The following is a 24,273-nucleotide window of genomic DNA, read 5'->3' as shown; positions in this document are numbered from 1 at the left end:
TGATCAGAGCTGTTCCATCCGTTCCGGCTGTGTGACGAACGGGTTCTCATTACCCTGTATCTCCGCTACGCGGCGATGGCGGGTCAGTTCGGTATCGTCGGGCGGGTCCATCCGATTCCAACCCTGGAATACCGGTGTCGCGCCAAGCCATGGCAAGCCGTAGGTATCTACCATGTAGGCAACGGAGCGTGCAATATCGCCCTTGACCCGCTCGGGTGGCTCAAAGAACCCGGCACTTTCCCGAATACCGCAGTCGTCCGCCTTGATGCTCTCGCCAAGGTTCTCATAGCGAACATTGCGCCGCTTCATCTCGGTCCGGTTTCGAGCGGGAACCATGTTGTGAAGGTCCGATGCGATCTGCCGATAGCGGTTGTCCTGCTCGCACTGCCGGGAAGTTCCACAGTCGAGTGCGCGGCGGACATCTGCCAGGGGATAGATGTAGCCATCGGTCAGGAGAAAACCTTTGCTGGTAAACGCCTTGTCGCAGAAAAAGGAATGGCCACCGTTGGCGTACAGGTTACCCCAAAATTCGTTCTTGATCACAGTGTCGGGATCACTGAACCGGGTATTCTGTCCGATGACAAGGCTGGCGGTAAGCAGGAGTGAGAGAGTGATTGTTGTCAGCAAGAAGTTTTTCATACGCCTCTTATACCTCGCAGTGTCTGTAAGCGGCTATGCCCAGCAGGCCCTGTTCAATCGTTGACCTGAAATGACCAGGTGGTCAAAAACATGACGCTTCGTTCACTCATACTGTGAAGTATGGCACAGAGGCCCTCGCCAAAAGAGCCTCTTTGGTTGAGATTTGTGGCGTTGTGTTAACGGGTTAACACTTTACTTCAGTTTGTCCCGGATGTTCTGATACCCGCTCTTAAGGTCTTCTCCGAGCTTTCGAGCGGTCTGACGGGCTTCCTGGGATGCGTTGTCGGCGTCGTGCATCACCTGGTCGAACTTGGTGCGAAACCGGTCCCAGTCTTCCTCAAGATCGTCCCACTCATCTTTGACGTCTTCCCGGGCAAGGTGAATCTGGACGCGAGCTTCATCGCGATACTGTTTGATCTTGTCGGACAGTTTCCTGAGTTCCTCTTGAAGATTCATATCAAGCACCTCCTTTGATTGACGGTATCGTTAACATGCGCCGTGAGGTGAAAAACTGTCAAGTAGCGCAAGGCGCCTGAGAGAATTTCCTGTAGTGGGTTTGACTCAGGTCAGGAGTGGCTGGCCAAGTGATTGGACAGGTCGCGCAGATGGTGCCAGGGCGAGAGGCTGTCGAAACCTTTGGCGGCCCGGTCGATCTGGCTGCAGAGCTCAATGGCCTCATGCAGCTGTGGGCGGTTCAGGCGTCGAGCCGCCTGTTCTATAACGCGGGCACGCTGGGGCTGAAAGACGCCCCGTTTTTTAAGGAACGCAGCAGGGTTCTCACCCTGGCCCGCGGTTGCCTTGAGTTCCAGAATAAGGTTGAGGTCCCGAGTAAGTACCGCCAGCAGGCCCAGAGGGTTTTCGCCCTCCTGCTGGAGGATGCCGATCATCTTGCCGGCATGGGGTGCCCGACCGGCCAGTAACTCTGTCACCAGTTCAAATCCGTTGAAGCGGGAGCTGTCCTGGACTGCCTGCTCCACCGTTTCTTCATCGATGGTCTGGCCACTGCCCAGCAGGGAGAGGCGATCCAGTTCCTGGCTGGCGGCAAGCAGATTCCCTTCGAGGCGCTCCGCGAGCATGGCCAGGGCGCCACGGGTCAGGCTCAGGCCACGGCTCGAGGCCCGCTGTTGCAGCCAGCCATGAAACTTGTCGGCATCCACCGGCCAGATCGGGACGTGCACTCCCTTATTCTGCAGCTCCTTGTACCATTTACGACGTGTTTCCGCGGCATCAAGACGGGCGCTGATCAGCAGCAGGATAATATCGTCGGGCGGGTCCTGCAGTACCTGCTCAAGTACCGCACGGCCGTCCCCCAGCTTCCCGGTCGGAAGATGGATTTCGATTCGTCGCCGCTCGGCAAACAGCGACATGGCACTGAATTCGTCGGCAACACTGTTCCAGTCCAGTTGATGATCGGCGTGGAACGTCAAACGGTCATGGAATCCGGCATCCCGTGCAGCCTTGCGAACCTGGTCGCAGCATTCCTGAACCAGCAGGGGTTCGTCTCCGGAGATCAGGTAGACCGGGGACAGGCCTTTTTTCAGTAACTGGGGAAGTTGTGCCGCCTGGGTCTTCATTGCGTCGGGGCACCGTCGTCCGATTCACTGCTGGCGGAGCGGTGCTCTTCACGGATGGTTTCAATCCGGGCTTCCGTCAGCGGCGCGAGACGGAAAATCACCTGTTGGGCCAGACGATCGCTGAGTTGCGTCCGCAACTCTTCCTCTTCACGCTGTTTCGCCAATACGTTGGTCTCGTCATAACGATAGCTTTCGCTGGCGGTGAGTCGCGTGTCACCGATCATGGGAACGCGATCGGCACTGATAAGCTCAATGCTGACCGAGTGGCGAAGCGTGTATTCGGCGGCCGCTGCCTGTACTGTGATGGCAGAGGCTCTCCGGTTTTCGCGGAAGTCGCTGAGTTTCATGACATAAGCGGCACTTCCGGCAGCGCTGAGTTGCACTTCACCCAGCTCAAGCTGAGCGAGCACCGACTGGCAGAGAATGTCCGGTATGTCGTCGGTGCACTCAACGGCGAGCGGCTGCAATGCCGATGAGACGGGCGGCGCGCCGCGCAACTGAAATCCGCAGCCCGCCAGCAGAGCCACAAGCGTTGCGGTCATGATCGGACGAGCCATGGATTTCAGTGCCGGGCGACGGGGCATATCAGTTGGCCACCACGTTCACGAGTTTGCCGGGAACAACGATAACCTTGCGGACGGTCGCGCCTTCGGTAAATCGCATGACATTCTCGTTTTCCAGTGCCAGTTTCTCGAGGTCGGCCTTGCTGATGTCGGCCGGTACATCCTGTTTTGCTCGTACTTTGCCGTTGACCTGCAGAACCACCTGGATCTGGCTGCGAACCATGGCATCCTGGTCCGCCTCGGGCCATCTGGCGTCTACCACCGGTTCTTCGTGGCCCAGTGCCTGCCACAGTGAGTGGCAGACGTGGGGGACGATGGGCGACAGCACCAGGACCGCGGTATTCAAGGCTTCCTGACGCACAGCCCGGCTCTGATCGTCGTCACCGCCGAGCTTGGCGACGTCGTTGAGCAGTTCCATGACCGCTGCAATGGCGGTATTGAACGTCAGGCGGCGACTGACATCGTCACTTACCTTGGCGATGGTCTCGTGAGTCTTGCGGCGCAGATCTTTCTGGGCGTCGCTCAGCTCGGCTGCATTCAGGGTCGGGGCAGGGCCGCTGGCCGTATGTTCGCTGACCATCCGCCACAAACGCTTGAGGAACCGGTGGGCCCCTTCAACGCCGCTGTCTGACCACTCCAGTGACTGCTCGGGAGGCGCTGCAAACATCATGAACAGGCGCACGGTGTCGGCCCCGTGCTCGTCAATGATCGCCTGGGGATCGATGCCGTTGTTCTTCGACTTGGACATCTTGGTGACGCCGCCGATTTCCACCGGTTGGTTATCTTCCTTGTGAAGTGCGCGGGTAACCTGGCCCTTGCTGTCGCGCTCTACCGTTACGTCCGCCGGAGCAATCCAGGTGGTTTTGCCTGAATCGTCGGTCCGGAAGTAGGTTTCTGCCAACACCATGCCCTGGCAAAGCAGGCGGTTGAACGGCTCGGAGCTGTTTACCAGCCCAACGTCCCGCAGCAGTTTGTGGAAGAAGCGGGCGTACAGCAGGTGAAGGATGGCGTGTTCGATGCCACCGATGTACTGGTCAACCGGCAGCCAGTAATTTGCCGCGGCGGGATCCAGCATGCCCTTGTCATAGTTGGGGCTGCAGAACCGGGCGTAATACCAGGAAGACTCCATGAAGGTGTCGAAGGTATCAGTTTCGAGTGTGGCTGGCTGCCCCTCAAAGGTGGTTTTGGCCCAGTTCGGGTCCGCCTTGATCGGGGACTGTACGCCATCCATTTCGACATCTTCGGGCAGGGTGACCGGTAGCTGGTCGTCCGGTACCGGGCGTTCGGTGCCGTCTTCCAGTGTCATCATCGGAATCGGTGCGCCCCAGTAACGCTGGCGGGAAACGCCCCAATCCCTCAGGCGATAATTGACCGTGCGCTTGCCAATGCCCTGTTCTTCCAGATAGTTGGCAATGTCGTGGAAAGCTTCCTCGCTGGTCAGGCCGCTGTATTTGCCGGAGGAGACCAGGGTGCCTTTCTCGGTGAAGGCCGCTTCCTGGACATCAATTTCGCGTCCGTCCCGGGCTGCAATCACCTGTTTGATCGGCAGACGGTATTTTAGGGCAAATTCATGGTCCCGCTCATCATGACCCGGTACCGCCATCAGGGCGCCGGTGCCGTAATCGGTCAGCACAAAGTTGGCGATCCAGATCGGGATTTCTTCCTGGGTCAGCGGGTGGATAGCCTTGAAGCCGGTGTCGATGCCTTTCTTTTCCATGGTGGCGAGTTCAGCCTCCGCCACCTTGCTGGTCCGACACTCGTCGACGAATTCGGCCACATCGCGATGACGCTCAGCCGAGGCCTTGGCAAGCGGGTGCTCGGCCGCCACGGCCATATAGCTTACGCCCATCAGGGTGTCCGGGCGGGTGGTGTAAACCGTCATCCCCTCGTCGCTGTCTTTCAGCGGGAAGGTCAGTTCGGTACCGACCGACTTGCCGATCCAGTTGCGCTGCATGGTTTTGACCTGTTCCGGCCAGTCTTCCAGCTGGTCCAGGTCGTTCAGCAGTTCTTCGGCGTAGTCCGTAATCCGGATGAACCACTGGGGAATCTTCTTTTGCTCGACAAGAGCGCCGGAGCGCCAGCCCCGACCATCCACAACCTGTTCATTGGCCAGCACAGTCTGGTCGACCGGATCCCAGTTGACCGTAGACATTTTTTTGTAGACCAGGCCTTTCTCGTACAGGCGTGCGAAGAACCACTGTTCCCAGCGGTAATAGTCCGGTTTGCAGGTAGCCAGTTCGCGATTCCAGTCGTACCCAAAGCCCAGCTGTTTAAGCTGGTTTTTCATGTACTCGATGTTGGCGTGAGTCCATTTGGCCGGGGCCGTCTTGTTGGCAATGGCCGCATTCTCGGCGGGCAGGCCGAAAGCGTCCCAGCCCATGGGCTGCATGACGTTCTTACCCTGCATGCGCTGGTAGCGGGAGATGACGTCGCCGATGGTGTAGTTGCGAACGTGCCCCATATGCAGTTTGCCGCTGGGGTAGGGGAACATGGACAGGCAGTAGTACTTGGGTTTGCCCGGTTCTTCCTTTACTTCGAAGGTCTTGTTCTCCTCCCAGAAGTTGCGGGCATTCTCTTCTACGTTGCGTGGATTGTATTGCTCGTCCATTCCTGCCATTACCAAAGTTACCCTGTATCAAAATGATGTTCGGAGCGGCCGGACATTCTAACGCACAGAAGGCCTGACAGGTAGTCTGCCAAAATCCGGATCCTGTGCCAGACTGAACAGTATCGGAGCATCGCCGAAAGATCCTGAGCCGGGGTGGCAGGCAGCTACCTTTCTCTGAAGTGGGTGTGCGTGTTGGAGAGCCGTTATGACTGAACCAGAACGAAACCATCTGTCCGGTAAAGCGCTTGAGGTATACAACCGGATGTTGGAACGGGTGCAAGCCGGGCTGAGACAGACCCAGGATGCCTCCCTTGAAACGCTGGAGGAGGAGATTCGCAAGGCGATCGAGTTCGAGTATGAGCTTGAAGAGATGACCCGGGAGGAAGCGGACCTTCTGGGGGCCTACCTGCAGCGTGATCTTGAGCACCTGCTGCATTTTGTCGAGGAAACCGGGGAGGGGCTGACCGAGTGGCTACAGCTCGATATCTCCCTGCTTGAACATCAGCTCGCTGATCAGCTCCTGTCTGTGGCCGACCAGACGCTGGTGGATACTCTGGAGCTGCGCCAGAAACTGGAAAACGACGATGCAGGGCATTACATCTCCGGGGAAATCGCCACCGCAGGCATGTTTCGCTGCCTGAACTGCAGCCATATGCGATGCCTCACAGCCACCAGTCATCTCGAGCCCTGCGAGGCGTGCGGTTCCCACTACTACGAGCGGGTTACGAGCCGCTGGCCGAGGAAGGAGGAATAATCCGCTCCCGAACGAACACCACCAGAATCAACGCCAGGGTCAGGACCGGCCAGGAGCCCGTCTGCATATAGGGCGTATTGCCCTTGGCAGAAAACACTTCGCCGCGCAGGGTGGCGCGCTCGAATTGAGGGATGGTCTCGGTGATTCTGCCCCGGTTGTCGATAATGGCCGTCACCCCGTTATTGGTGCCACGCAACATGTAGCGCCCGGTTTCCAGCGCTCGCATACGGGCGATCTGAAGGTGCTGCAGCGGACCAATGGAATTGCCGAACCAGCCATCATTGCTGATCGTCAGTAGAAGATCAGCACCCCGGCTGTTGAAGGCGACAAAGTCGGGATACGCCACCTCATAGCAGATGAACGGCATGATGCTCATGCCGTTGGCCTGCAGTGGCCCCTGGTATTCCGGGCCCCGGCTGAAACTGCTCATGGGGAGGTCAAAGAAACCGATCAGGCCTCGGAGCAAGCCTTGTAGCGGAACATACTCGCCAAAGGGCACGAGCTTCTGCTTGTGATAGATGCCCCCGCCATTGCCGATGGCCATGATGCTGTTGTGATAGGTGAAGTCCTCGATGCGGTCACTGAAACCATACCAGGGAATGCCGGTGATCAGTGTGCTCTTGCTGCCCAACCGTTCATCAATGTGTTCGATGATCTTACCGGCCTGATCCTGGGGGATGGGGATGGCGGTTTCCGGCCACAGAATCAGATCGGCATTCCAGTGCTCTTCCGTCATCCCCAGGTAGGTCACAATCTGGTCTTTCAGGAAGTCCGGATTCCACTTGATCTGTTGGGGAATGTTGCCCTGCATCGCAACAAAGCTGGTGGGCTCGGTACTGACCTCCGTCCACTCAACCTGATTCAGCGCGGGCCCCGCGAGCCAGGGTGCCAGGGCTGCAACGATTACGACCGCAGCCGCGACATGGCGGAGATGTTTGACCAGCCACCATGCCGCATAGAGTGCAACGGCCGTGACCGTGACCCAGAAGGTGATGCCGTGGACGCCGACCAGTGGTGCCAGGCCGGCCAACGGGCCGTCGGTGTGGGCGGTGCCAAGATAGAGCCAGGGGAAACCGGTGAGCAGCCAGCCCCGAAGCCAGTCGCCCAGAATCCAGATGGCGGGAAACAGAATCAGTCGGCGGATCGGGCTGTTTTTTGCGAGCTTGCCCCAGAACCAGAATGCGAGAGCGTGGAACAGAGCCAGCCCGGCAACGAAGATGACGGTAAGGAGCACAGAAACGGGGATGGAGGTATTGCCGTACTGGCTGATGCTGATGTACACCCAGCTGGCGCCGCTTCCGAACAGCCCCAGACCGGTAACCCAGCCTGCCGCGAACAGCCGGTCGGATCTGAGCGGCACTGCCACCAGCAGGATCAGAAGGATCGAGATCGGCCCCAGCCACCAGAGTTCGAACGGTGAGAATGTCAGGGTCTGCAGGGCACCGGCCGCTACGAGTGTGGCGATGCCCAGCCAGCGGCTGGCGGAGAGAGGGGAACTCAGTCCCCTGATTTCTGTGGCTTCACTGCTCACTTCGGGTTACCTGCAACAGACGGATGACTCGGTTATCGGCGTTGGCAATAGTAAAGCGCAAGCCACCGAATGCAACCGTTTCACCCCGCCTGGGCAGGTGACCAAATTCCTTGAGGACAAGGCCGCCGATGGTATCAAACTCTTCTTCATCCAGTTCTGTTTCGAAGAATTCGTTGAAATCGTCGACGGGTGTGACGGCCTTCACCGCGAAGGTGCCATCGCCACGGGCCTTGATGTGGGTTTCCTCGTCGAAATCGTGCTCGTCCTCGATTTCGCCGACGATCTGCTCTAGCACGTCTTCAATGGTGATCAGCCCGGCCGTACCACCGTATTCATCGACCACAATGGCCATGTGATTACGGTTTTCCTTGAACTCTTTGAGAAGCTGGTTCAACCGCTTGCTCTCGGGCACAAAGGTGGGCGGCCGCAGGATTTCGCGAATCTTGGACCAGTTGAGTTCGTTGTTCAGAGCCAGGGGGAGGAGATCCTTGGCCAGCAAAACGCCGATGACATCATCCTGGCTGTCACCGATGACCGGGAAGCGGCTGTGGGCGGAGGAAATGATTTCGCCGAGAAACTCTTTAGGCTCTTGCGAAGCCTTGACGGTGACCATCTGGGATCGCGGGATCATGATTTCATCCACCCGCATATCGATCACCTGCATGGCACCTTCGATGATGCTCATGGCATCGGTATCGATGATGCTTTGGGACTCTGCGTCCCGGAGGATTTCCAGCACGTCCTCTACGGACTCAGGCCCGCTGGAAAAGGCCTGTGATATACGTTCCAGCCAGGACTTGTTGCCCTGGCTGCGACTCGACTGATCGTCGCTCATGAGTCTTTTTCCGTTTCCTCTGCTTCGTAAGGGTTGCCGAATCCAAGCTGCGCCAGCAGTCGGATTTCAAGGGCTTCCATGACCTCGGCATCCTCGTCGTCTACGTGATCGTAGCCCTGAAGATGCAGCATACCGTGTACCACCATATGCGCCCAGTGAGCCGCGAGCGCTTTGTGTTGCTCCGCGGCTTCGTGCTCCACAACGGGCGCGCAAATAACGAGATCTCCCGCCAATGGAACCGTTATACCGGCTGGCGCTTCAAATGGGAAGGACAACACATTGGTCGGCCTGTCCTTTCCCCGGAACTCGTGATTGAGGGCCTGGCTTTCCAGCGCCCCGACAATGCGAATGGTTACTTCGGATGGGTGATCCCCCTGCCAGGCAGCTTGCGCCCAGGTTTGGAACAGGGGTTCCTCGGGCACGCCCGAGCCTTCGAAAACGTTCTGGAAATCGACCGTCAGCTCGTTCACTGGCTGGTTCCACTCCCGTCGTCCATGGCATCGTAGGCTTCAACGATACGCTGTACCAGCGGATGACGAACGACATCCCTTGCTTCAAACCGGGTGAAACCGATGCCCGTAACCTTGCCCAGCACGCCGGCGGCGTGAATGAGGCCGGAATTCTGCCCGCGGGGCAGGTCGACCTGGGTGGTGTCACCGGTGATCACGGCGGTGGAGCCGAAACCAATCCGGGTCAGGAACATCTTCATCTGCTCGCGGGTGGTGTTCTGGCTTTCGTCGAGAATGATGAAGGAATTGTTCAGGGTCCGGCCGCGCATGAATGCCAGTGGCGCAATCTCGATCACACTTTTTTCAATCAATCGTGTTACCTGATCGAATCCCAGCATTTCATACAGGGCGTCATACAGCGGGCGCAGGTACGGGTCTACTTTTTGGGCCAGGTCGCCGGGCAGAAATCCCAGCTTCTCACCGGCTTCCACCGCCGGTCGCACCAGCAGGATGCGCTTGACCTGTTCGTCTTTCAGAGCCTCCACCGCGCAGGCCACCGCCAGCCAGGTCTTGCCGGTACCGGCTGGGCCGATACCGAAGTTGATGTCGTGGGTGCGGATGTTGTGGACGTATTTCTGCTGATTTGCGCCCCGGGGTTTGGCCTGCAGCTTGGGGGTCTTGATAACCGTGACGGCACCGTCGAATGGTACATCCTCCGGCAGGCGTTCATAGCCGGTTTCCCGGATGAACAGGTGCACCGTGTCCGGGGAAATGTCATCGGTGGCTTCGGTCTCGCGGTACAGATGGCGGATGACTTCTACCGCCGCGGCGACGTGTTCGGTTTCGCCTTCGACGCGAAAATGGTGACCGCGCCGGCCAACCTTTACCTGCAATCGGCGCTCGATGTGTTTCAGGTTCTCATCGAACTGGCCGCAGAGAGAGGCCAGTCGGCGCTGGTCAACAGGGTGCAGGTCAAATTGTCTGGAATCGCTGGTGTTCAAAAATACTCCGTTTTCGTTAGCTCCCCCGGGTTACACCTGAACGGGAGTGTTTGTGCCGGTATGGCGCTTCGGACTCCGCCCTCAATAAAGCTCGGAGTTCACGGGGCGGCCGCGAAGAGAGTTCGCGTAGGCTTCCACGATTTCGACGTCGATGAAGTTGCCCACGACCTCCGGATTCTCGTGTCTGAAGTTGACGATTCGATTGTTCTCGGTCCGGCCGGAATATTCGCCCGGATCTTTCTTGGACAGACCGGTCACCAGAATGCGCTGGGTTGAGCCGACCATCTTGCGGCTGATGTCCATGACGTTCTGGTTGAGCCGATCCTGCAGGATGGCCAGGCGCTGCTTCTTGACCTCCATGGGGGTGTCGTCAGGCAGGTCGGACGCGGGAGTGCCCGGCCGGGCGCTGTAGACGAAACTGAAGGACATGTCGAAACCGATGTCGTTGATCAGTTTCATGGTGTCTTCAAAGTCTTTCTCGGTCTCACCCGGGAAGCCGATGATGAAGTCCGACGAAAAGCTGATATCCGGGCGGATCTTGCGCAGACGGCGCAGTTTCGATTTGTACTCCAGCGCCGTGTGACCCCGCTTCATCGCGGCCAGAACTCTGTCTGAGCCGCTCTGCACGGGCAGGTGCAGATGACTGACCAGTTCCGGTACCTGCTCGTAGACCTCAATCATCGCATCGGTGAACTCCACCGGGTGGGAGGTGGTGTACCGGATGCGGTCGATCCCGTCGATGGTGGCAATCAGGGTGATCAGCTCCGCCAGGTCCATGGTGTCGCCATCGTGGGTTTCGCCCCGGTAGGCGTTCACATTCTGGCCCAGCAGATTCACTTCGCGAACGCCCTGGCTGGCCAGGTGTGCGACTTCGGCAATCACGTCATCGGCCGGCCGGCTGACTTCCTCGCCCCGGGTGTAGGGCACCACGCAGAAAGTGCAGTATTTGCTGCAACCTTCCATGATGGAAACGAAGGCGGATGGGCCGTCTGCTCCCGGCTCCGGCAGATTGTCGAACTTCTCGATTTCCGGGAAACTGACGTCTACCACGCCGACGCCGTCACCTTTGGCACGCACTTCGGTGATCATATCAGGCAGGCGATGCAGGGTTTGCGGCCCGAATACCATGTCCACGTAGGGTGCACGGTCAATGATGGCCTGACCTTCCTGGCTGGCGACGCAGCCGCCCACACCAATGATGAGGTCCGGCTTACTGTTTTTCAGTTTTTTCCAGCGGCCGAGCTGATGGAATACCTTGTCCTGGGCCTTTTCGCGGATCGAACAGGTGTTCAGCAGCAGGATGTCTGCGTCCTCTGGCGTGTCGGTCATTTCAACGGTCTCGCCTGTCCGCAGGAGGTCCGCCATTCGGGATGAATCATATTCATTCATCTGGCAGCCGTGGGTCTTGATAAACAGCTTCTTGGCCATGGGTCTCAACGTATTCTGGTGGATGGTGCGCCGGGATTTCTGGCTCTGTATTGCTGGCGCGATCAAAAAGGAACTGCGTATTATAACGGGGTGCTCATTCTTCAACCACCACTGTCTCGGCTTCTAGCTAGCTCAATATGGTATTATTCCCGTCTTTCGTAGTTGCAGACCCTGAACTCAAATGACTCCTGAACGCCTTGCCCGCATCAAACAAACACTGGACACCCGCCAGCCCGATCTTCGAGTGCTGACCGATCAGGTCCATAAGCCCCGTAACCTGTCGGCCATCATCCGCTCCTGCGATGCGTTTGGTCTGGCCAATATGCACGTTGTCTGGCCGAGGGAGGGGTTTCGGGCTTTCCGGAAGACCGCGGGTGGGAGCTACAACTGGGTCACGACGCACACGCACCGGACCATGGATGCCGCAATCGGCGAGTTACAGGGGCAGGGCCACAGGTTGTACGCAGCCCAGTTGTCCGACCGGGCAGTGGATTACCGCGAGGTGGATTTTACTGTGCCCTGTACCGTTGTCCTCGGCAATGAGGTGGACGGCGTGAGCGCAGATGCGGCCGAGCAGGCGGATGAGCACATCGTGATTCCGATGATGGGTATGGTGGAATCCCTCAACGTATCGGCAGCCTGCGCGATTATCCTGGCGGAAGCCCAACGCCAGCGCAAGGCCGCTGGTCTCTATGACTACCGCCGCCTACCCGACGACGAATACCAGCGACTGCTTTTTTGCTGGTGCCAGCCAACAGTCAAACGCTACTGCGACGACCGCAAGCTGCCGTATCCGCCGATTGATCCCGAAACGGGAGAGCTGGTTGACGGCGTTGGCTGGATGAGAGAGATTCGCAAGCTTCGCCATCCGAATCTGGAGCACGCCGACTAAAACGAGACGCAGTCGTCTTGCTGGATGTTCCTGAATTGATTAGTGTTGCCGTCCAATCAACGGTTTATCAGTAAGCCGTTTGCACCGGGCACGGATTGCCCAGAGATTGGCCACATAACGGACAGGGACTGTCATGCTCATAAAACCTCGCTCTCGCCTGACTGCGAGAGACCTCCCTTTTATTGAATCGCCTCACTTGGCGGTGCGCCGTGTTAGACAGGCGCTGGCCACGGGTGTGAGTCAGGAATTGCGCTTTGATCCCAGCGAGATTCCCGGTTTACCGATTTCCGGTCGACCGGAAGTAACCCGTGCGCGGTTGCTTTCGGCGCTTGAGGCCGGGCAGGTGATGCTGGTTCTTGATCCCGGCACATCAAGCGGCCCTTTCAATCCGCCTGTCAGCTGGCGTCCCGATTCAGGCGTTACTGCCGGTGGGCGTTGGGTGTCTGACTACGGATCAATCCCCTTTCCATTGTTGTCGCAAGAGCTCGACCGATTGAATCGCCTTGGTGAGACGCCTGAATCCATTGCTTCAACCGGAGGTTTTGGCTCAACGCCCCCACAAACGGGGGAGAGTGCGGGGGCTGTGGAAGCATCCGGCCCGACAGACCGAAAGCTGTCTTTGCCGCTTGGAGCGGCGGCCGGTATTGCCCCACTTGCTGAGCCCTCGCCAAGGGTCTCTTGGAAACAAGTGGATGACACTGACTTGCCAGTGCACCTTACCATCGGAATTTTTATGGATGGGACGCTTAATAACGCGAGCAATGTCGAACTGTTTAAGCAGAGAGTAGAACGTGAGTGTCTTGCCCCTTTACGCGAAGATCCAGATCGATTGGAGGACTGCCGTGAGCGTTTACGGCTATTGATGGGAGAGAGTTATGCGAATGCGCCGACGAATGTGGTGAAGCTGTTTGAACTGTACGAGGAAGGAAAGCAGTTTTCAGATAATCAAAAGACCATTTATCTGAAGGTATATGAGTCAGGCGTGGGAACTAGGTCGGGTGAGGAGGATTCCTTGTGGGGAATGTCTACAGGATTGGGTGAGACCGGTGTTGTAGCGCAAGTTAGGCGAGCTTTTGAGCGCCTCGCTACCCGGGTTAAAGGTGAGACCGATTTCGCCAAGGTTCGTAAGGTCGTGCTTGATCTTTTTGGCTTTAGTCGAGGAGCTGTCGCCGCCAGGTTTGCTATCCACGAAATTCTTCGTGGGAGTGCCGGTTTGTTTGGTCAAATTCTCCGGGAAAAGGGGCTTGAGTGGCCGAAAGCGCTCGAAATTAGGTTTGTTGGACTATTTGATTCTGTTGCCGGGATCGTGAATCCGTTCAGGTTAGATATCTCAGCGGCAAATGACCGCAATTCGCCAGTCGAGATATATCTCGACTCAAGCTCAATAGGTTCGGTTGTCCAGTTGGCGGCAGTCGATGAGATGAGGGAAAACTTTGCCCTGAACAGTCTGTATAGTCCTAACAAAACCATTCCGAGCAACTTCAGGGAAATTTATCTGCCTGGAGCGCACTCCGATATTGGCGGAGGCTATGCAAAAGAAGTGGTGGAGGAGTTACTCCTGTTTCCCTCTTTAGCAGTTACCGGTTCTAATACGAAGTGGCCACGAGAAACCCTGGAGTGGGATAGTCTTAATTCAATCCAAGAGTTGGAGAAGTCTGAAGGTTGGATTGGAGAGCGCAGTTTGCCCCTGAAAAATGGTCACCGTCCAAGAATAATTATTGAAGAAGAATACGGCGAACATCCAGCTCCAGACGGAAGAGTCGAGCTTAAGCTAAAGATGGAGAGGGTAGTGAGAGGGGGACTTTCCTGCGTCTCGCTTCACCTACTCCATGGAGTGGCAACAGATGCGGGCGCCCCTTTCCGAGAAATCTCGGTTAGAAAAAATATGGAAATTCCGTCTGAACTGGTCTCAATTTACGAGAAAATTTCAGAACAGGTCGAAGCCGGTGTAGACCGTCCCGTTCTAGATCAGGAGCAAAGTGAAATTCTAAAACAGAGATATACCCATCACTCTCATCACTACAACCTTTTCGAGTTTATGGTCTGGGATGAGGTTGCGCGGCTTGAACCTCCGCTTAGAAAGTTGCATCCATCCCAACCGATGCTGTCTCGTGAACGCGTTGCCTATCCGAATCAGAGCACGGAGTGATCCATGAGGCGATACTTTTTTTGTCTGGTTGTTTACATTTTATTTTCTATGGCCGGTTGTACGGTGTACAAACCGAAAAGTGAGACGGATTGGTATTTTCAACTTGCCACTCCTAAACACTACGATGTTTGGGTAGAACACTTGGAGTTTGAGCTGAGTGGTGTGCGTCACTGGTATCACCCGGCGGGAACGATGAGTTGTTGTTGGCGAGGACCGAGCGGTCCGAGCGGGATTATGGGGAGTTTGGATCCCTTCCCCAACTACGTGGGATTACAGTGGTTTTCACTCGCGGAACAAACTTTTTATCAACGGTTAATAGAGGTGAAGTCAGAGTGGAAAGCTCGGATGCTTGAGGATGCTCCAGTCACAACCGCTGGCGGAATCGAATATGGGCCGAGAAATATTCTAACTTTTGGATTGGCTCCGGGTGGGGAAATAGTTATTTGGATCAAGAGCCAAATAGGAAATGAAGTTGAAATAGCGAGGCTGCAAGCAAATGAAATTGAGGGAGACCCTGCTGAATACGAGGTTTTACGAGAAAACTATCTTGTTGAGCATGGGGAATACCTAAAAAAACACGGCATTCCCCTCGAGGGTTGGTGATCGCCAACCCTCTGCAGAAAACTATTCCTCCCGAGCCTCCAGATACCGCTGCAATTGCTCTCTCAGGGCCTTCGGCAACCGGGTAATAGTGAGCGCATCCTTATCCCGATCGTAGTACACCGCCTGGTTCACCAGGTCTGAAGAGAACGAAACGCTCATGCCGCCACCAGAACCGGCGATGCGGACGAGTTTTTTGACCTTGCGGTGATCCGGGTGCAATACACCACTTTCCGGAAGTTCGGCGGCTTTGGAGGCAAACTCTTTGAAGCGTTGTGGCTCGCTCTCATCCAGATAACCGGAGAGCGCTTCGATTTCCACCGGCTCGCCGAGGGCGTGCTGTTCCTTGCAGAACTCATAGGCTCGGCTTCGAACTTCACCGGCTTTTTCCGGTTCGGAGGACTTGGCAAAGGCTTCGACCGCGTCAAGGAAGGTGACGGTTTCCTTTTCGACGTCCACCTGGTTGGTGAACCCCGCCAGGCGAATGAACAGCTCTCCCGGTTCGCCCGTTCCCCGGCCATGGACCAGGGTCAGGTAGTTTTCCGCGCCATTCCCACTGCGCCAATCATCCAGTTCGATTCGTACGGCCAGGTTCAGGCGTGAGAGGCTGAGGACGTCAGTGGCGTCCAGAGCCTGGTTGCCATCGAAACGCAGGGCGCTGTCACTCTCCAGAATTAACAGGTAGACGACCTCTGCGTCCGCCAGGGCTTCATGAACGATCATCAGGTGGCCCTGGAATTCTTCCTGGCTGCCCGTGAGCAGTTCCTGCCACTGACCGAACAGGCGATCGGTCATTGAGCCGAAGCTTTGTTTGTCATCCAGGTAGTCCTTAAGCCAGCTGCTGAATGGACTTTCACCAATATCCTCGGAAAACCGGCCATATTTTTTGCCCGGCTTGCTGTTGAACAGACGCTTCATTTGCTTGTGCAGGGATTCGTAGTCTCCACCGGGTTCCGAAAAAGCGTCCCCGGACTGCAAGCGGGCCGGCTGCCCCGGCTGATATTGGCTGGCAAAGGCGGTGCGTAGGTGTTTGATGGCCATGCTCGGATTCTCTTGCTACACGTGCAATAAAAAGCCCCGGAGGCATGTCTGGCCTGCGGGGCTTGTATGCAACCCTGGGGTCAGATGCGCTTGCTCCGGATCAATTGTTGAACCAGTTGGCCAACAGCGTCAGGGATTTCCTGATCGCTATCAGCGGAAACGGACGCAGAGGCTACATCGGAACCGAGGTTGACCGCAACGGCGATCAGGCCATGGGCGGACAGCAACTGGGCTGTCCGGCGACGGTCATCAGCATCACCGGCGTTGTCTTCGGTGACCACGACGGCGGTCTTGCCCTGGTCGAAGAGGGCGCGTTCTACCGCCAGTGCCAGCGCTGGCGCCTGTTTCCCGCTGCAGCCGATGATGGCCGGCTTCTGGGCCAGACGACGCTCGCGTTCTTCCTGGCTGACCGGGTCGAGGGACTCCAGTTCATCTGCGAGGCCTGCGACCATGCCAGCGCCGATCGTAACGTTGGAGAGTCGGTCAATAATGATGAAGCTGCCAGTGGCATGGTTGCGCTGGTAGGCATCGAAGGCAATGGGCTGGTTCAGGGTCAGTTCGCAGAGTCCGATCTCGTTCAGCTCAAGCCGGTTCGGGTTGTCCTGCTGGTCCAGCGTGTTCACGTCGGTCTGATGGTGAATCTTCTTGACCGTACCGGAGGTGAACGTCGGTCCCAGCTTGATGTCGTATAGACGGCCTGTCTCCAGAGGGGCGTCCGTCATCCAGACGATGTTGGCGTTGAAGCGGTTCCCCACTTCCGGCTCGTCCTCCACTTTGACCAGCATGTCACCGCGGCTGATGTCGATCTCGTCTGCCAGGGTCAGGGTTACCGCCTGATCAATGTAGGCCTCTTCGAGTTTGCCGTCGAAGGTCACGACGTCTTTCACCGTGCTGGTGCGGCGTGAGGGCAGAGCCATGACTTGGTCACCTGGACGAACCACGCCAGAGGCGATGGTGCCGCAAAACCCACGGAAGTTCAGGTCCGGGCGGGTCACGTACTGCACCGGGAACCGGAAGTGTTCCAGGTTCTTGTCTCGGGAAACCTCTACGGTTTCCAGAATCTCCATCAACGGCTGTCCGGTGAACCAGGGGGTGTTCTCGCTCTTGTTGACGACGTTGTCGCCTTCCAGGGCGGAAATCGGCACGAACCGGATGTCCTTGAGGCCAAGCTTGGCGGCGAACGCCAGGTACTCGTCCTTGATTTCGTTGAAGCGCTCTTCGCTGAAATCCACCAGATCCATCTTGTTGATGGCGACCACGATGTGGCGAATGCCCAACAGGGAGGCGATGTACGAGTGGCGGCGAGTCTGGGTCAGGACACCGTGACGGGCATCAATCATCAGGATGGCAACCTGCGCAGTTGACGCGCCCGTGGCCATATTCCGGGTGTACTGCTCGTGGCCCGGAGTATCGGCGATGATGAACTTGCGTTTATCGGTGGAGAAATAACGGTAGGCGACGTCGATCGTGATACCTTGCTCACGCTCCGCCTGAAGGCCGTCAACCAGGAGCGCCAGGTCCAGCTTCTCGCCCGTCGTGCCCATTTTCGCGCTGTCGGTTTTCAGGCTCGCCATGTGATCTTCGTAGATCATTTTGGTGTCGTGCAGCAGGCGACCGATCAGGGTGCTTTTCCCGTCATCCACGCTGCCGCAGGTCAGCAGGCGCAGCAGCTCTTTGTTCTCGTGTTGTTTCAGGTAGGCCTGAATATCTTCTGCAATCAGATCAGACTGGTGTGACATCTTAGAAGTACCCTTCCCGCTTTTTCTGTTCCATGGAGCCGGCTGAATCGTGGTCAATGACCCGGCCCTGACGTTCGGAGCTGGTGGCCAGCAGCATCTCCTGGATAATTTCCGGCAGCGTGTCTGCTTCGGATTCGATGGCGCCAGTCAGCGGGTAACAGCCGAGGGTGCGGAAGCGGATCGACTTCATCATTGGCTTCTCACCCTCGTTCAGAGGCATGCGGTCGTCGTCCACCATGATCAGCGTGCCGTCACGCTCAACGACAGGGCGTACTGCTGAGTAGTACAGGGGAACGATTTCGATGTTTTCGAGGTAGATGTACTGCCAGATGTCCAGTTCGGTCCAGTTGGACAGCGGGAACACGCGAATGCTCTCGCCCTTGTTGATCTTGCCGTTGTAGATGTTCCAAAGCTCAGGGCGCTGGTTCTTCGGATCCCAGCGATGATACTCATCCCGGAACGAGTAAACGCGTTCCTTGGCGCGGGATTTCTCTTCATCGCGGCGGGCGCCCCCGAAAGCTGCATCAAACTTGTACTTGTCCAGAGCCTGTTTGAGGGCCTGGGTTTTCATGACATCGGTATGCTTGGCGCTGCCATGGGTAAAGGGTCCGATGCCCTGTTTGATGCCGTCCTCGTTCTTGTGAACGATTAGGTCAAGACCGTATTCCTTCACCTTGCGGTCGCGGAAATCGATCATGTCCTTGAACTTCCACGTGGTGTCCACGTGCATCAGCGGGAAAGGCGGCTTGCCGGGATAGAAGGCTTTGCGAGCAAGGTGCAGCATGACCGCGGAATCCTTGCCGATGGAGTAGAGCATGACCGGGTTATCGAACTCGGCTGCCACTTCCCGGATGATGTGGATGCTTTCCGCTTCCAGCTGCTTCAGGTGCGTGAGGTTGTATGTGGTCATGGTGTTCCGTTGCCGCGGTGCGGGCCTTGATGGCTGTGCAAATTTGACCTGTAACTATACCAGAGCCGACAAGGGTATAAGAAGCGCCGCAAATAGAGTTTGGCGTTATAATAATATAGCGGCAAGGCGGGATTGGCCGCGATGGAGAGTGTCTTCCAGGGAGGGGAAAGTCAGGCCGGGTTACGGGAATCGGCCAGCAATTTGGCCACGTAGCGGTCTACGTAATCGAATCCGTTGCCTTCGAACTCCGCGAACTGGATGCCGAGATGGAACTCATCACGGGCGATTCGGCGCATATGCACGATATTTCCATCAGCAATGACGGATACTGGCTGGGTGGCGACGACAGGTACCGAGAAACGGGTTTTGACAGAGATCCAGTTGCCAGGGGCGGGGTTCTGCTGGTCCGGAATGAGTGCTTTAACGGCTTCCCGACTGCAGGAAATCATCACGCCGGTTCGGGACAGGTTGGCCACAGAGCAGGTCAGGCATGCACCGTCTGGTTTTTCCACGGTGATTTCGGTTGAAACATCGACGCGCTGTTGGTTGCGCAGATTGGTTTTGATGGCGACTGGTTTCATGGTAACTCGTCTGGCGTGGCTGGTTTCAAATGCGGCTGCCTTTCCCATAAATCCCTTCCAGAAAAAATACTTAAGCCCGCTAAAGTCTAGTTGTTTACTTAGTGATCAGCAAGAAGCCTGTCGTCCATTGTGGCAGATTTGTTACTTTTTTCTGAACAAGACGTCACAATTTTTGACACAAGTCATTCGGGGAGTTTGTGCAGGTGGCCAGTCCTTTCGGACCGTTGGGTAAAGGCCGGGGCGGCAGACCCTTGCGCCCCGGCTTCATTTCAGTTTGATCAGTCAGACAGCTTCCTGACCAGAATCTCATTGAAGAGTTTCGGGTTGCCCTGTCCCTTGGATGCCTTCATCAGCGGGCCCATAAAGCCACCCAACATTTTCTTGCGTTTTTTGGGGTCTTCCTCGTTCTGGTACTGCGCTACCTGATCGGGCATGCCGGCCAGAACCTCATCGACCATTTTTTCCAGTTCGCCGGTATCGGATACCTGCTTCAGCCCCTTGGCGTCGATGATGGCATCGACACTGTCGTTTTCACCGGTCCAGAGGGCATCAAAGACTTTTTTCGCACCGGCGGAGGAAATGGTGTTGTCGGCAATGCGCACCACCAGATCGCCAAGCTGTGTCCCGGAGATCGGGGATTCGGTAACGGACTTCTCCTCAGCATTGAGGCGCGCCGAGAACTCGCCCTGAATCCAGTTGGCGGTCAGCTTGGCGTCTTTGCCATGACGGACGGCGTCCTCGAAGAAGGTCGCCAGTCTGGCATCGCCGCTGAGCAGCCCCGCGTCGTAGTCGTTCAGTCCATACTGCTCCTTGAACCGAGCCTTGCGGGCATCCGGCAGTTCCGGAAGACGGCTGCGGGCGTCGTCGATAAAGGCATCGTCGATTTCCACCGGCAGTAAATCGGGGCAGGGGAAGTAGCGGTAGTCATTGGCTTCTTCCTTGGTGCGCATGGAACGAGATTCGTCCCGGTCGCCGTTATACAGACGGGTTTCCTGGGTGATCGTGCCGCCGTCTTCCAGAATGTCCATCTGCCGCTCAACTTCGTGGGCGATGGCCTGTTCCATAAAGCGGAAGGAATTCAGGTTCTTGGTTTCGGTGCGGGTGCCGAGGGTATCGGAGCCTTTCGGTTTCAGGGAAATGTTCACGTCAAAGCGCATGGAGCCCTGGGACATGTCGCCGTCGCAGATGCCCAGCGAGGTCACGAGGCTGTGTAGTTTGCGGGCGAACGCCACTGCCTCCTCGGAGCTCGTCATGTCAGGTTCGGTGACCACTTCGATCAGCGGCGTGCCGGCCCGGTTCAGGTCCACCCCGGTCATGCCGTGGAAGTCCTCGTGCAGGGATTTGCCTGCGTCTTCCTCCAGGTGGGCGTGGTGGATGCGCACCCGCTTGCTTTCGCCGTTGGCCAGGTCAATGTCGACATGGCCTGGTCCGACGATCGGACGCTCGAGCTGAGTGGTCTGGTAGCCCTTGGGCAGATCCGGGTAGAAGTAATTCTTGCGTTCGAACACGGAGCGTCGTTCGATGTCGGCGTTTACCGCCAGGCCAAACATGACCGCATAGCGAAATGCCTGCTCGTTAGGAACGGGCAGGGTGCCCGGCATGGCCAGGTCGACCGCGTTGGCCTGAGTGTTGGGCTCGGCGCCATAGGCGGTGCTGGAGCCGGAAAAAATCTTGGTCTGGGTTGCGAGCTGAACGTGAATTTCCAGCCCGATCACAATGTCCCATTGCATGGCGTTACTCTCCTTTAATCGGGCTTATTGCGGTTCGCGCTGGTGCCAGTCGGTCACCTGCTGGAATTGATGGGCCGCGTTCAGCAACCGGGCCTCGGAAAAATAATCCCCGATGATCTGAAGTCCCACCGGCAGACCATCCACGAATCCCGCCGGCACCGACATGGCCGGAAGGCCTGCCAGGTTGATGGCGATGGTGAACACATCTTCCAGGTACATAGTCACCGGGTCGTTGGTTTTCTCGCCCTGGATAAAGGCAGGGGAGGGTGTGGTCGGGCTCATCAGCACGTCCACTTCCTTGAAGGCATTGATGAAATCCTGCTGGATCAGACGGCGAACCTTCTGAGCCTTCAGATAGTAGGCATCGAAATAACCCGCTGATAGGGCATAGGTGCCCACCAGAATCCGACGCTTTACCTCGGTGCCAAAGCCCTCAGCGCGGGTCCGGGTATACAGGTCCATGAGGTCTTTAGGGTCTTCGCAGCGATAGCCGTATCGAACCCCATCAAAGCGTGAGAGGTTGGCAGACGCTTCGGCCGGCGCAATCACGTAGTAGGCGGCAATGGCCAGTTTGGCGTTGGGCAGCGACACGTCTTTAACCGTGGCGCCAAGCTTCTCGTATTCCCGGACTGCGGCCCGAACCTGCTCTTCCATGGCGGGGCTGAGCTGATCCGAGAAGTACTCTTTTGGCAAGCCAATGCGAAGGCCTTTAAGTGGCTCGTTCAGGGTGGCAGTGTAATCCGGAACCTCGCGCTCCAGTGACGTGGAGTCTTTGGGGTCGAAGCCGGCCATGACATTGAGCATCAGGGCATTGTCTTCCGCGGTGCGGGCAATGGTGCCGCCCTGGTCGAGACTGGAAGCAAAGGCAATCATGCCGTACCGGGAAACACGGCCGTAGGTTGGCTTGAGGCCGGTGACGCCGCACAGAGCCGCCGGCTGGCGAATCGAACCGCCGGTGTCGGTGGCCGTTGCCGCGGGTATCAGCCGTGCGGCAACGGCGGCAGCAGAGCCGCCGGAAGAGCCGCCCGGAACCCGTTTTTCGTCTTCGCTCAGTCCCCAAGGGTTGGTTACCGGTCCAAAATGGCTGGATTCGTTGGAGGAGCCCATGGCGAACTCATCCATGTTGGTCTTGCCCAGGCACACTGCGCCGGATTTGCGAAAGTTAGCGGTAACCGTGGCGTCGTAAGGCGGAACGAAGTTCTCCAGCATTTTCGAGCCGCACGTGGTCCGCACACCGTTGGTACAGAAAATATCTTTATGGGCAAACGGGATGCCAGTCCAGGGCGTGGCGTTACCCGCGGCCCGCTGCTCATCCGCAGACCTGGCATCCGCAAGGGCCTGCTCTTCGGTCACGGTAATGAAGCTGTTGTACTTGCCGTCTTCCTGCTTGATGCGGTCGAGGAACTGCTCTGTCAGTTCCACGCCTGAAATCTTGCCGCTTTCCAGATCCCGGGAAAGCTCTGCTACGGATTTGTTATGCATGATGGTTCCTGAAATCGCTGGTCGTCAGATCACTCAATAACGCGGGGCACGAGGTAAAGGCCGTTTTCGGTGGCCGGAGCGATGGCCTGGAAGGCTTCGCGCTGATTGGTCTCGGTGACCTCGTCCGGACGCAGGCGTTGTACGGCATCCAGAGGGTGTGCCATGGGCGCCACTTCCTCGGTATCAGCAGCGCTGAGCTGGTCCACCAGATCAAGGATGTTGCCCAAATCGTTCTCCAGGGCCGAAACCTGCTCGTCGTCCACACGAATGCGGGCGAGCACAGCGACTTTTTCGATGTCCTCTCGGGAAATGGTCACGCATTGCCTCCCAGATAAATGAAATGTCGTTAATAAAGCTCTGTGTATTAAGAAGCGGCCACGTTCAACTGTGGGGCGTTCGGAGAATGCTTTCCAAAACTGTTCGGAGCCCTCAATGGCGGAGCCCAAGCGCCACCTGGGGGTGCTTGAGCGGGTTTTGGAAAGCATTCTTCAGGCGGCCTTTGACTGTGGCCAAAAAATAAAGGAGGTATGGTAACAGATTCGAACAATCGCGGGAGGCCCCAGCCCATAAGGTAAATGTGTGAACCGTAAGGCGCGAGGCCCGTTCGCGCCTTGCCTGCAGGGGTGCTCACTGCTAAAGTTGCCGCATCTTTTCTATGCGACTGCAACTCTCAGGTTGAAACTACACGAATGTTGATCAAAAGACTCCGAGGCTTATTCTCCAGCGACCTGTCCATCGACCTGGGCACCGCGAACACCCTTATTTACGTGCGTGAGCGCGGTATCGTGCTGAATGAACCATCGGTAGTGGCCATTCGCACCAACAATTCGCAGAAAATGGTCGCGGCGGTTGGTGCCGAAGCCAAGCGCATGCTGGGGCGTACGCCGGGAAACATTACTGCCATTCGGCCGATGAAGGATGGTGTGATCGCAGACTTCGTAGTCACCGAGAAAATGCTGCAGCACTTCATTCATAAAGTGCACGAAAACAGCTTTATTACCCCTAGCCCACGGGTCTTGGTTTGTGTGCCCAGCAAATCAACTCAGGTTGAGCGCAAGGCCATTCGTGAGTCTGCGCTCGGTGCTGGCGCCCGGGAAGTGTTCCTGATTGAAGAACCAATGGCCGCGGCCATCGGTGCTGGCCTGCCGGTAGAGGAAGCCAGTGGTTCCATGATCGTCGATATCGGTGGTGGCACGACCGAGATTGCCATTATCTCGCTGAACGGCATTGTCTACGCGGAATCGGTGCGAGTCGGTGGCGACAAGTTCGACGAAGCCATCGTGACTTATGTTCGTCGCAACTACGGTAGCCTGATCGGTGACTCGACTGCCGAACGCATCAAACATGAGATTGGTTGCGCGTACGAAGGGCTTGATATCCGTGAAATTGACGTTCGCGGCCGTAATCTGGCCGAGGGCGTGCCCAGGGCCTTTACACTGAACAGTGAGGAAATTCTCGATGCGCTTCAGGAGTCCCTGGCGCAAATCGTTCAGACCGTAAAAAGCGCTCTGGAGCAGTCGCCGCCCGAGCTGGCGTCTGATATCGCGGAACGCGGAATCGTGTTGACCGGCGGTGGCGCCCTGCTGCGAGGCCTGGATAAGCTCCTCAGTGAGGAAACCGGGTTGCCGGTAATTATTGCGGAAGACCCGCTTACCTGTGTCGCCAGAGGTGGCGGCAAGGCGCTGGAAGTGATTGATCGGGGTGGCATCGGAATGTTCTCCCAGGAGGGATAATCCTGTAGGGAGGGTTCGCCATTAAGACCATCTT

The 24,273-nt window shown here is 57.2% G+C and carries 22 protein-coding genes; 5 read left to right on the top strand and 17 right to left on the bottom strand.

Features of this window, described 5'->3' with window-relative positions; translation table 11 throughout:
- Positions 1-3 precede the first annotated feature (3 nt).
- The 5 genes from KZO34_RS04425 to leuS all read right to left on the bottom strand — a co-directional run bounded on the left by KZO34_RS04425 (position 4) and on the right by leuS (position 5,384).
- Complete coding sequence (locus KZO34_RS04425) at positions 4-639, bottom strand: endonuclease (RefSeq protein ID WP_219473780.1); 636 nt, start codon at positions 637-639, stop codon at positions 4-6.
- A 192-nt stretch (positions 640-831) separates the two neighbouring features.
- A complete protein-coding gene (locus KZO34_RS04420; protein ID WP_219473778.1) occupies positions 832-1,095 on the bottom strand; it encodes a hypothetical protein in 264 nt (87 codons plus the stop codon).
- A gap of 110 nt (positions 1,096-1,205) precedes the next feature.
- Positions 1,206-2,213, bottom strand: a complete 1,008-nt coding sequence (holA, locus tag KZO34_RS04415; RefSeq protein ID WP_219473776.1) for a DNA polymerase III subunit delta — start codon at positions 2,211-2,213, stop codon at positions 1,206-1,208.
- Positions 2,210-2,797, bottom strand: a complete 588-nt coding sequence (locus KZO34_RS04410) for an LPS-assembly lipoprotein LptE (protein WP_219473775.1) — start codon at positions 2,795-2,797, stop codon at positions 2,210-2,212. Before KZO34_RS04410 ends, holA begins: the two co-directional genes overlap by 4 nt.
- Position 2,798: 1 nt before the next feature.
- Positions 2,799-5,384, bottom strand: a complete 2,586-nt coding sequence (gene leuS, locus KZO34_RS04405; RefSeq protein WP_219477166.1) for a leucine--tRNA ligase — start codon at positions 5,382-5,384, stop codon at positions 2,799-2,801.
- A gap of 205 nt (positions 5,385-5,589) precedes the next feature.
- On the opposite strand from leuS, the gene KZO34_RS04400 reads away from it, so the two are divergent.
- On the top strand, positions 5,590-6,138 hold the full coding sequence (locus KZO34_RS04400; protein ID WP_219473773.1) for a zinc ribbon-containing protein: 549 nt from the start codon (positions 5,590-5,592) through the stop codon (positions 6,136-6,138).
- On the opposite strand, the gene lnt is transcribed toward KZO34_RS04400, so the two are convergent.
- From lnt to miaB, 5 genes are all read right to left on the bottom strand, one after another.
- Positions 6,107-7,669, bottom strand: coding sequence for an apolipoprotein N-acyltransferase (lnt, locus tag KZO34_RS04395; RefSeq protein WP_219473771.1), 1,563 nt, complete (start codon positions 7,667-7,669; stop codon positions 6,107-6,109). The genes KZO34_RS04400 and lnt overlap by 32 nt on opposite strands.
- A complete protein-coding gene (locus KZO34_RS04390; protein WP_219473770.1) occupies positions 7,659-8,504 on the bottom strand; it encodes an HlyC/CorC family transporter in 846 nt (281 codons plus the stop codon). Before KZO34_RS04390 ends, lnt begins: the two co-directional genes overlap by 11 nt.
- A complete protein-coding gene (gene ybeY, locus KZO34_RS04385; RefSeq protein WP_219473767.1) occupies positions 8,501-8,974 on the bottom strand; it encodes an rRNA maturation RNase YbeY in 474 nt (157 codons plus the stop codon). Before ybeY ends, KZO34_RS04390 begins: the two co-directional genes overlap by 4 nt.
- Entirely contained in the window at positions 8,971-9,954 is a 984-nt protein-coding gene (locus KZO34_RS04380) for a PhoH family protein (protein ID WP_219473758.1), read from the bottom strand. Before KZO34_RS04380 ends, ybeY begins: the two co-directional genes overlap by 4 nt.
- An 81-nt stretch (positions 9,955-10,035) precedes the next feature.
- Positions 10,036-11,382 (bottom strand): tRNA (N6-isopentenyl adenosine(37)-C2)-methylthiotransferase MiaB, encoded by a 1,347-nt coding sequence (gene miaB, locus KZO34_RS04375; RefSeq protein WP_219477164.1) that lies wholly within the window; start codon positions 11,380-11,382, stop codon positions 10,036-10,038.
- A 181-nt stretch (positions 11,383-11,563) separates the two neighbouring features.
- On the opposite strand from miaB, the gene trmH reads away from it, so the two are divergent.
- From trmH to KZO34_RS04360, 3 genes are all read left to right on the top strand, one after another.
- Entirely contained in the window at positions 11,564-12,274 is a 711-nt protein-coding gene (trmH, locus tag KZO34_RS04370; RefSeq protein ID WP_219473756.1) for a tRNA (guanosine(18)-2'-O)-methyltransferase TrmH, read from the top strand.
- 235 nt (positions 12,275-12,509) lie between these two features.
- Positions 12,510-14,423: a T6SS phospholipase effector Tle1-like catalytic domain-containing protein gene (locus KZO34_RS04365; RefSeq protein ID WP_219473754.1), complete on the top strand. Its 1,914-nt coding sequence runs from the start codon at positions 12,510-12,512 to the stop codon at positions 14,421-14,423.
- A 3-nt stretch (positions 14,424-14,426) separates the two neighbouring features.
- Positions 14,427-15,026 carry a DUF2931 family protein gene (locus KZO34_RS04360; RefSeq protein WP_219473752.1) on the top strand — a complete coding sequence of 200 codons (600 nt, stop codon included), beginning with the start codon at positions 14,427-14,429 and terminating at the stop codon, positions 15,024-15,026.
- Between the two features lie 21 nt (positions 15,027-15,047).
- On the opposite strand, the gene KZO34_RS04355 is transcribed toward KZO34_RS04360, so the two are convergent.
- From KZO34_RS04355 to gatC, 7 genes are all read right to left on the bottom strand, one after another.
- Positions 15,048-16,064 (bottom strand): nucleoid-associated protein, encoded by a 1,017-nt coding sequence (locus tag KZO34_RS04355; protein WP_219473750.1) that lies wholly within the window; start codon positions 16,062-16,064, stop codon positions 15,048-15,050.
- An 80-nt stretch (positions 16,065-16,144) separates the two neighbouring features.
- A complete protein-coding gene (gene cysN / locus KZO34_RS04350; RefSeq protein WP_219473748.1) occupies positions 16,145-17,803 on the bottom strand; it encodes a sulfate adenylyltransferase subunit CysN in 1,659 nt (552 codons plus the stop codon).
- A gap of 1 nt (position 17,804) precedes the next feature.
- The gene (gene cysD / locus KZO34_RS04345; protein WP_219473746.1) at positions 17,805-18,713 is read right to left on the bottom strand and encodes a sulfate adenylyltransferase subunit CysD; all 909 of its coding nucleotides are present in this window, start codon (positions 18,711-18,713) and stop codon (positions 17,805-17,807) included.
- A 170-nt stretch (positions 18,714-18,883) separates the two neighbouring features.
- On the bottom strand, positions 18,884-19,294 hold the full coding sequence (locus tag KZO34_RS04340; protein WP_219477162.1) for a PilZ domain-containing protein: 411 nt from the start codon (positions 19,292-19,294) through the stop codon (positions 18,884-18,886).
- A 278-nt stretch (positions 19,295-19,572) separates the two neighbouring features.
- Entirely contained in the window at positions 19,573-21,024 is a 1,452-nt protein-coding gene (gene gatB / locus KZO34_RS04335; protein ID WP_219473744.1) for an Asp-tRNA(Asn)/Glu-tRNA(Gln) amidotransferase subunit GatB, read from the bottom strand.
- A 24-nt stretch (positions 21,025-21,048) separates the two neighbouring features.
- Positions 21,049-22,506 carry an Asp-tRNA(Asn)/Glu-tRNA(Gln) amidotransferase subunit GatA gene (gene gatA, locus KZO34_RS04330; RefSeq protein ID WP_219473742.1) on the bottom strand — a complete coding sequence of 486 codons (1,458 nt, stop codon included), beginning with the start codon at positions 22,504-22,506 and terminating at the stop codon, positions 21,049-21,051.
- 29 nt (positions 22,507-22,535) lie between these two features.
- A complete protein-coding gene (gene gatC / locus KZO34_RS04325; protein WP_219473741.1) occupies positions 22,536-22,823 on the bottom strand; it encodes an Asp-tRNA(Asn)/Glu-tRNA(Gln) amidotransferase subunit GatC in 288 nt (95 codons plus the stop codon).
- Positions 22,824-23,198: 375 nt separating this feature from the next.
- Between gatC and KZO34_RS04320 the strand changes: the two genes are divergently transcribed.
- Complete coding sequence (locus KZO34_RS04320; protein WP_219477161.1) at positions 23,199-24,239, top strand: rod shape-determining protein; 1,041 nt, start codon at positions 23,199-23,201, stop codon at positions 24,237-24,239.
- The last annotated feature ends 34 nt before the right edge of the window (positions 24,240-24,273 follow it).

This window comes from Marinobacter sp. F4206, from assembly GCF_019392195.1.
In the GTDB taxonomy this organism is placed as follows: domain Bacteria; phylum Pseudomonadota; class Gammaproteobacteria; order Pseudomonadales; family Oleiphilaceae; genus Marinobacter.
The sequence above is the reverse complement of the archived record's forward strand: the minus strand, read 5'-3'. Positions and strand labels throughout refer to the sequence as shown.

Excerpts from the sequence above, each read along its gene's own strand:
- KZO34_RS04425 (WP_219473780.1), bottom strand. The coding sequence starts at position 639 with ATGAAAAACTTCTTGCTGACAACAATCACTCTCTCACTCCTGCTTACC.
- KZO34_RS04420 (WP_219473778.1), bottom strand. The coding sequence starts at position 1,095 with ATGAATCTTCAAGAGGAACTCAGGAAACTGTCCGACAAGATCAAACAG.
- holA (WP_219473776.1), bottom strand. The coding sequence starts at position 2,213 with ATGAAGACCCAGGCGGCACAACTTCCCCAGTTACTGAAAAAAGGCCTG.
- KZO34_RS04410 (WP_219473775.1), bottom strand. The coding sequence starts at position 2,797 with ATGCCCCGTCGCCCGGCACTGAAATCCATGGCTCGTCCGATCATGACC.
- leuS (WP_219477166.1), bottom strand. The coding sequence starts at position 5,384 with ATGGACGAGCAATACAATCCACGCAACGTAGAAGAGAATGCCCGCAAC.
- KZO34_RS04400 (WP_219473773.1), top strand. The coding sequence starts at position 5,590 with ATGACTGAACCAGAACGAAACCATCTGTCCGGTAAAGCGCTTGAGGTA.
- KZO34_RS04390 (WP_219473770.1), bottom strand. The coding sequence starts at position 8,504 with ATGAGCGACGATCAGTCGAGTCGCAGCCAGGGCAACAAGTCCTGGCTG.
- miaB (WP_219477164.1), bottom strand. The coding sequence starts at position 11,382 with ATGGCCAAGAAGCTGTTTATCAAGACCCACGGCTGCCAGATGAATGAA.
- trmH (WP_219473756.1), top strand. The coding sequence starts at position 11,564 with ATGACTCCTGAACGCCTTGCCCGCATCAAACAAACACTGGACACCCGC.
- KZO34_RS04360 (WP_219473752.1), top strand. The coding sequence starts at position 14,427 with ATGAGGCGATACTTTTTTTGTCTGGTTGTTTACATTTTATTTTCTATG.
- KZO34_RS04355 (WP_219473750.1), bottom strand. The coding sequence starts at position 16,064 with ATGGCCATCAAACACCTACGCACCGCCTTTGCCAGCCAATATCAGCCG.
- cysN (WP_219473748.1), bottom strand. The coding sequence starts at position 17,803 with ATGTCACACCAGTCTGATCTGATTGCAGAAGATATTCAGGCCTACCTG.
- cysD (WP_219473746.1), bottom strand. The coding sequence starts at position 18,713 with ATGACCACATACAACCTCACGCACCTGAAGCAGCTGGAAGCGGAAAGC.
- KZO34_RS04340 (WP_219477162.1), bottom strand. The coding sequence starts at position 19,294 with ATGAAACCAGTCGCCATCAAAACCAATCTGCGCAACCAACAGCGCGTC.
- gatB (WP_219473744.1), bottom strand. The coding sequence starts at position 21,024 with ATGCAATGGGACATTGTGATCGGGCTGGAAATTCACGTTCAGCTCGCA.
- gatA (WP_219473742.1), bottom strand. The coding sequence starts at position 22,506 with ATGCATAACAAATCCGTAGCAGAGCTTTCCCGGGATCTGGAAAGCGGC.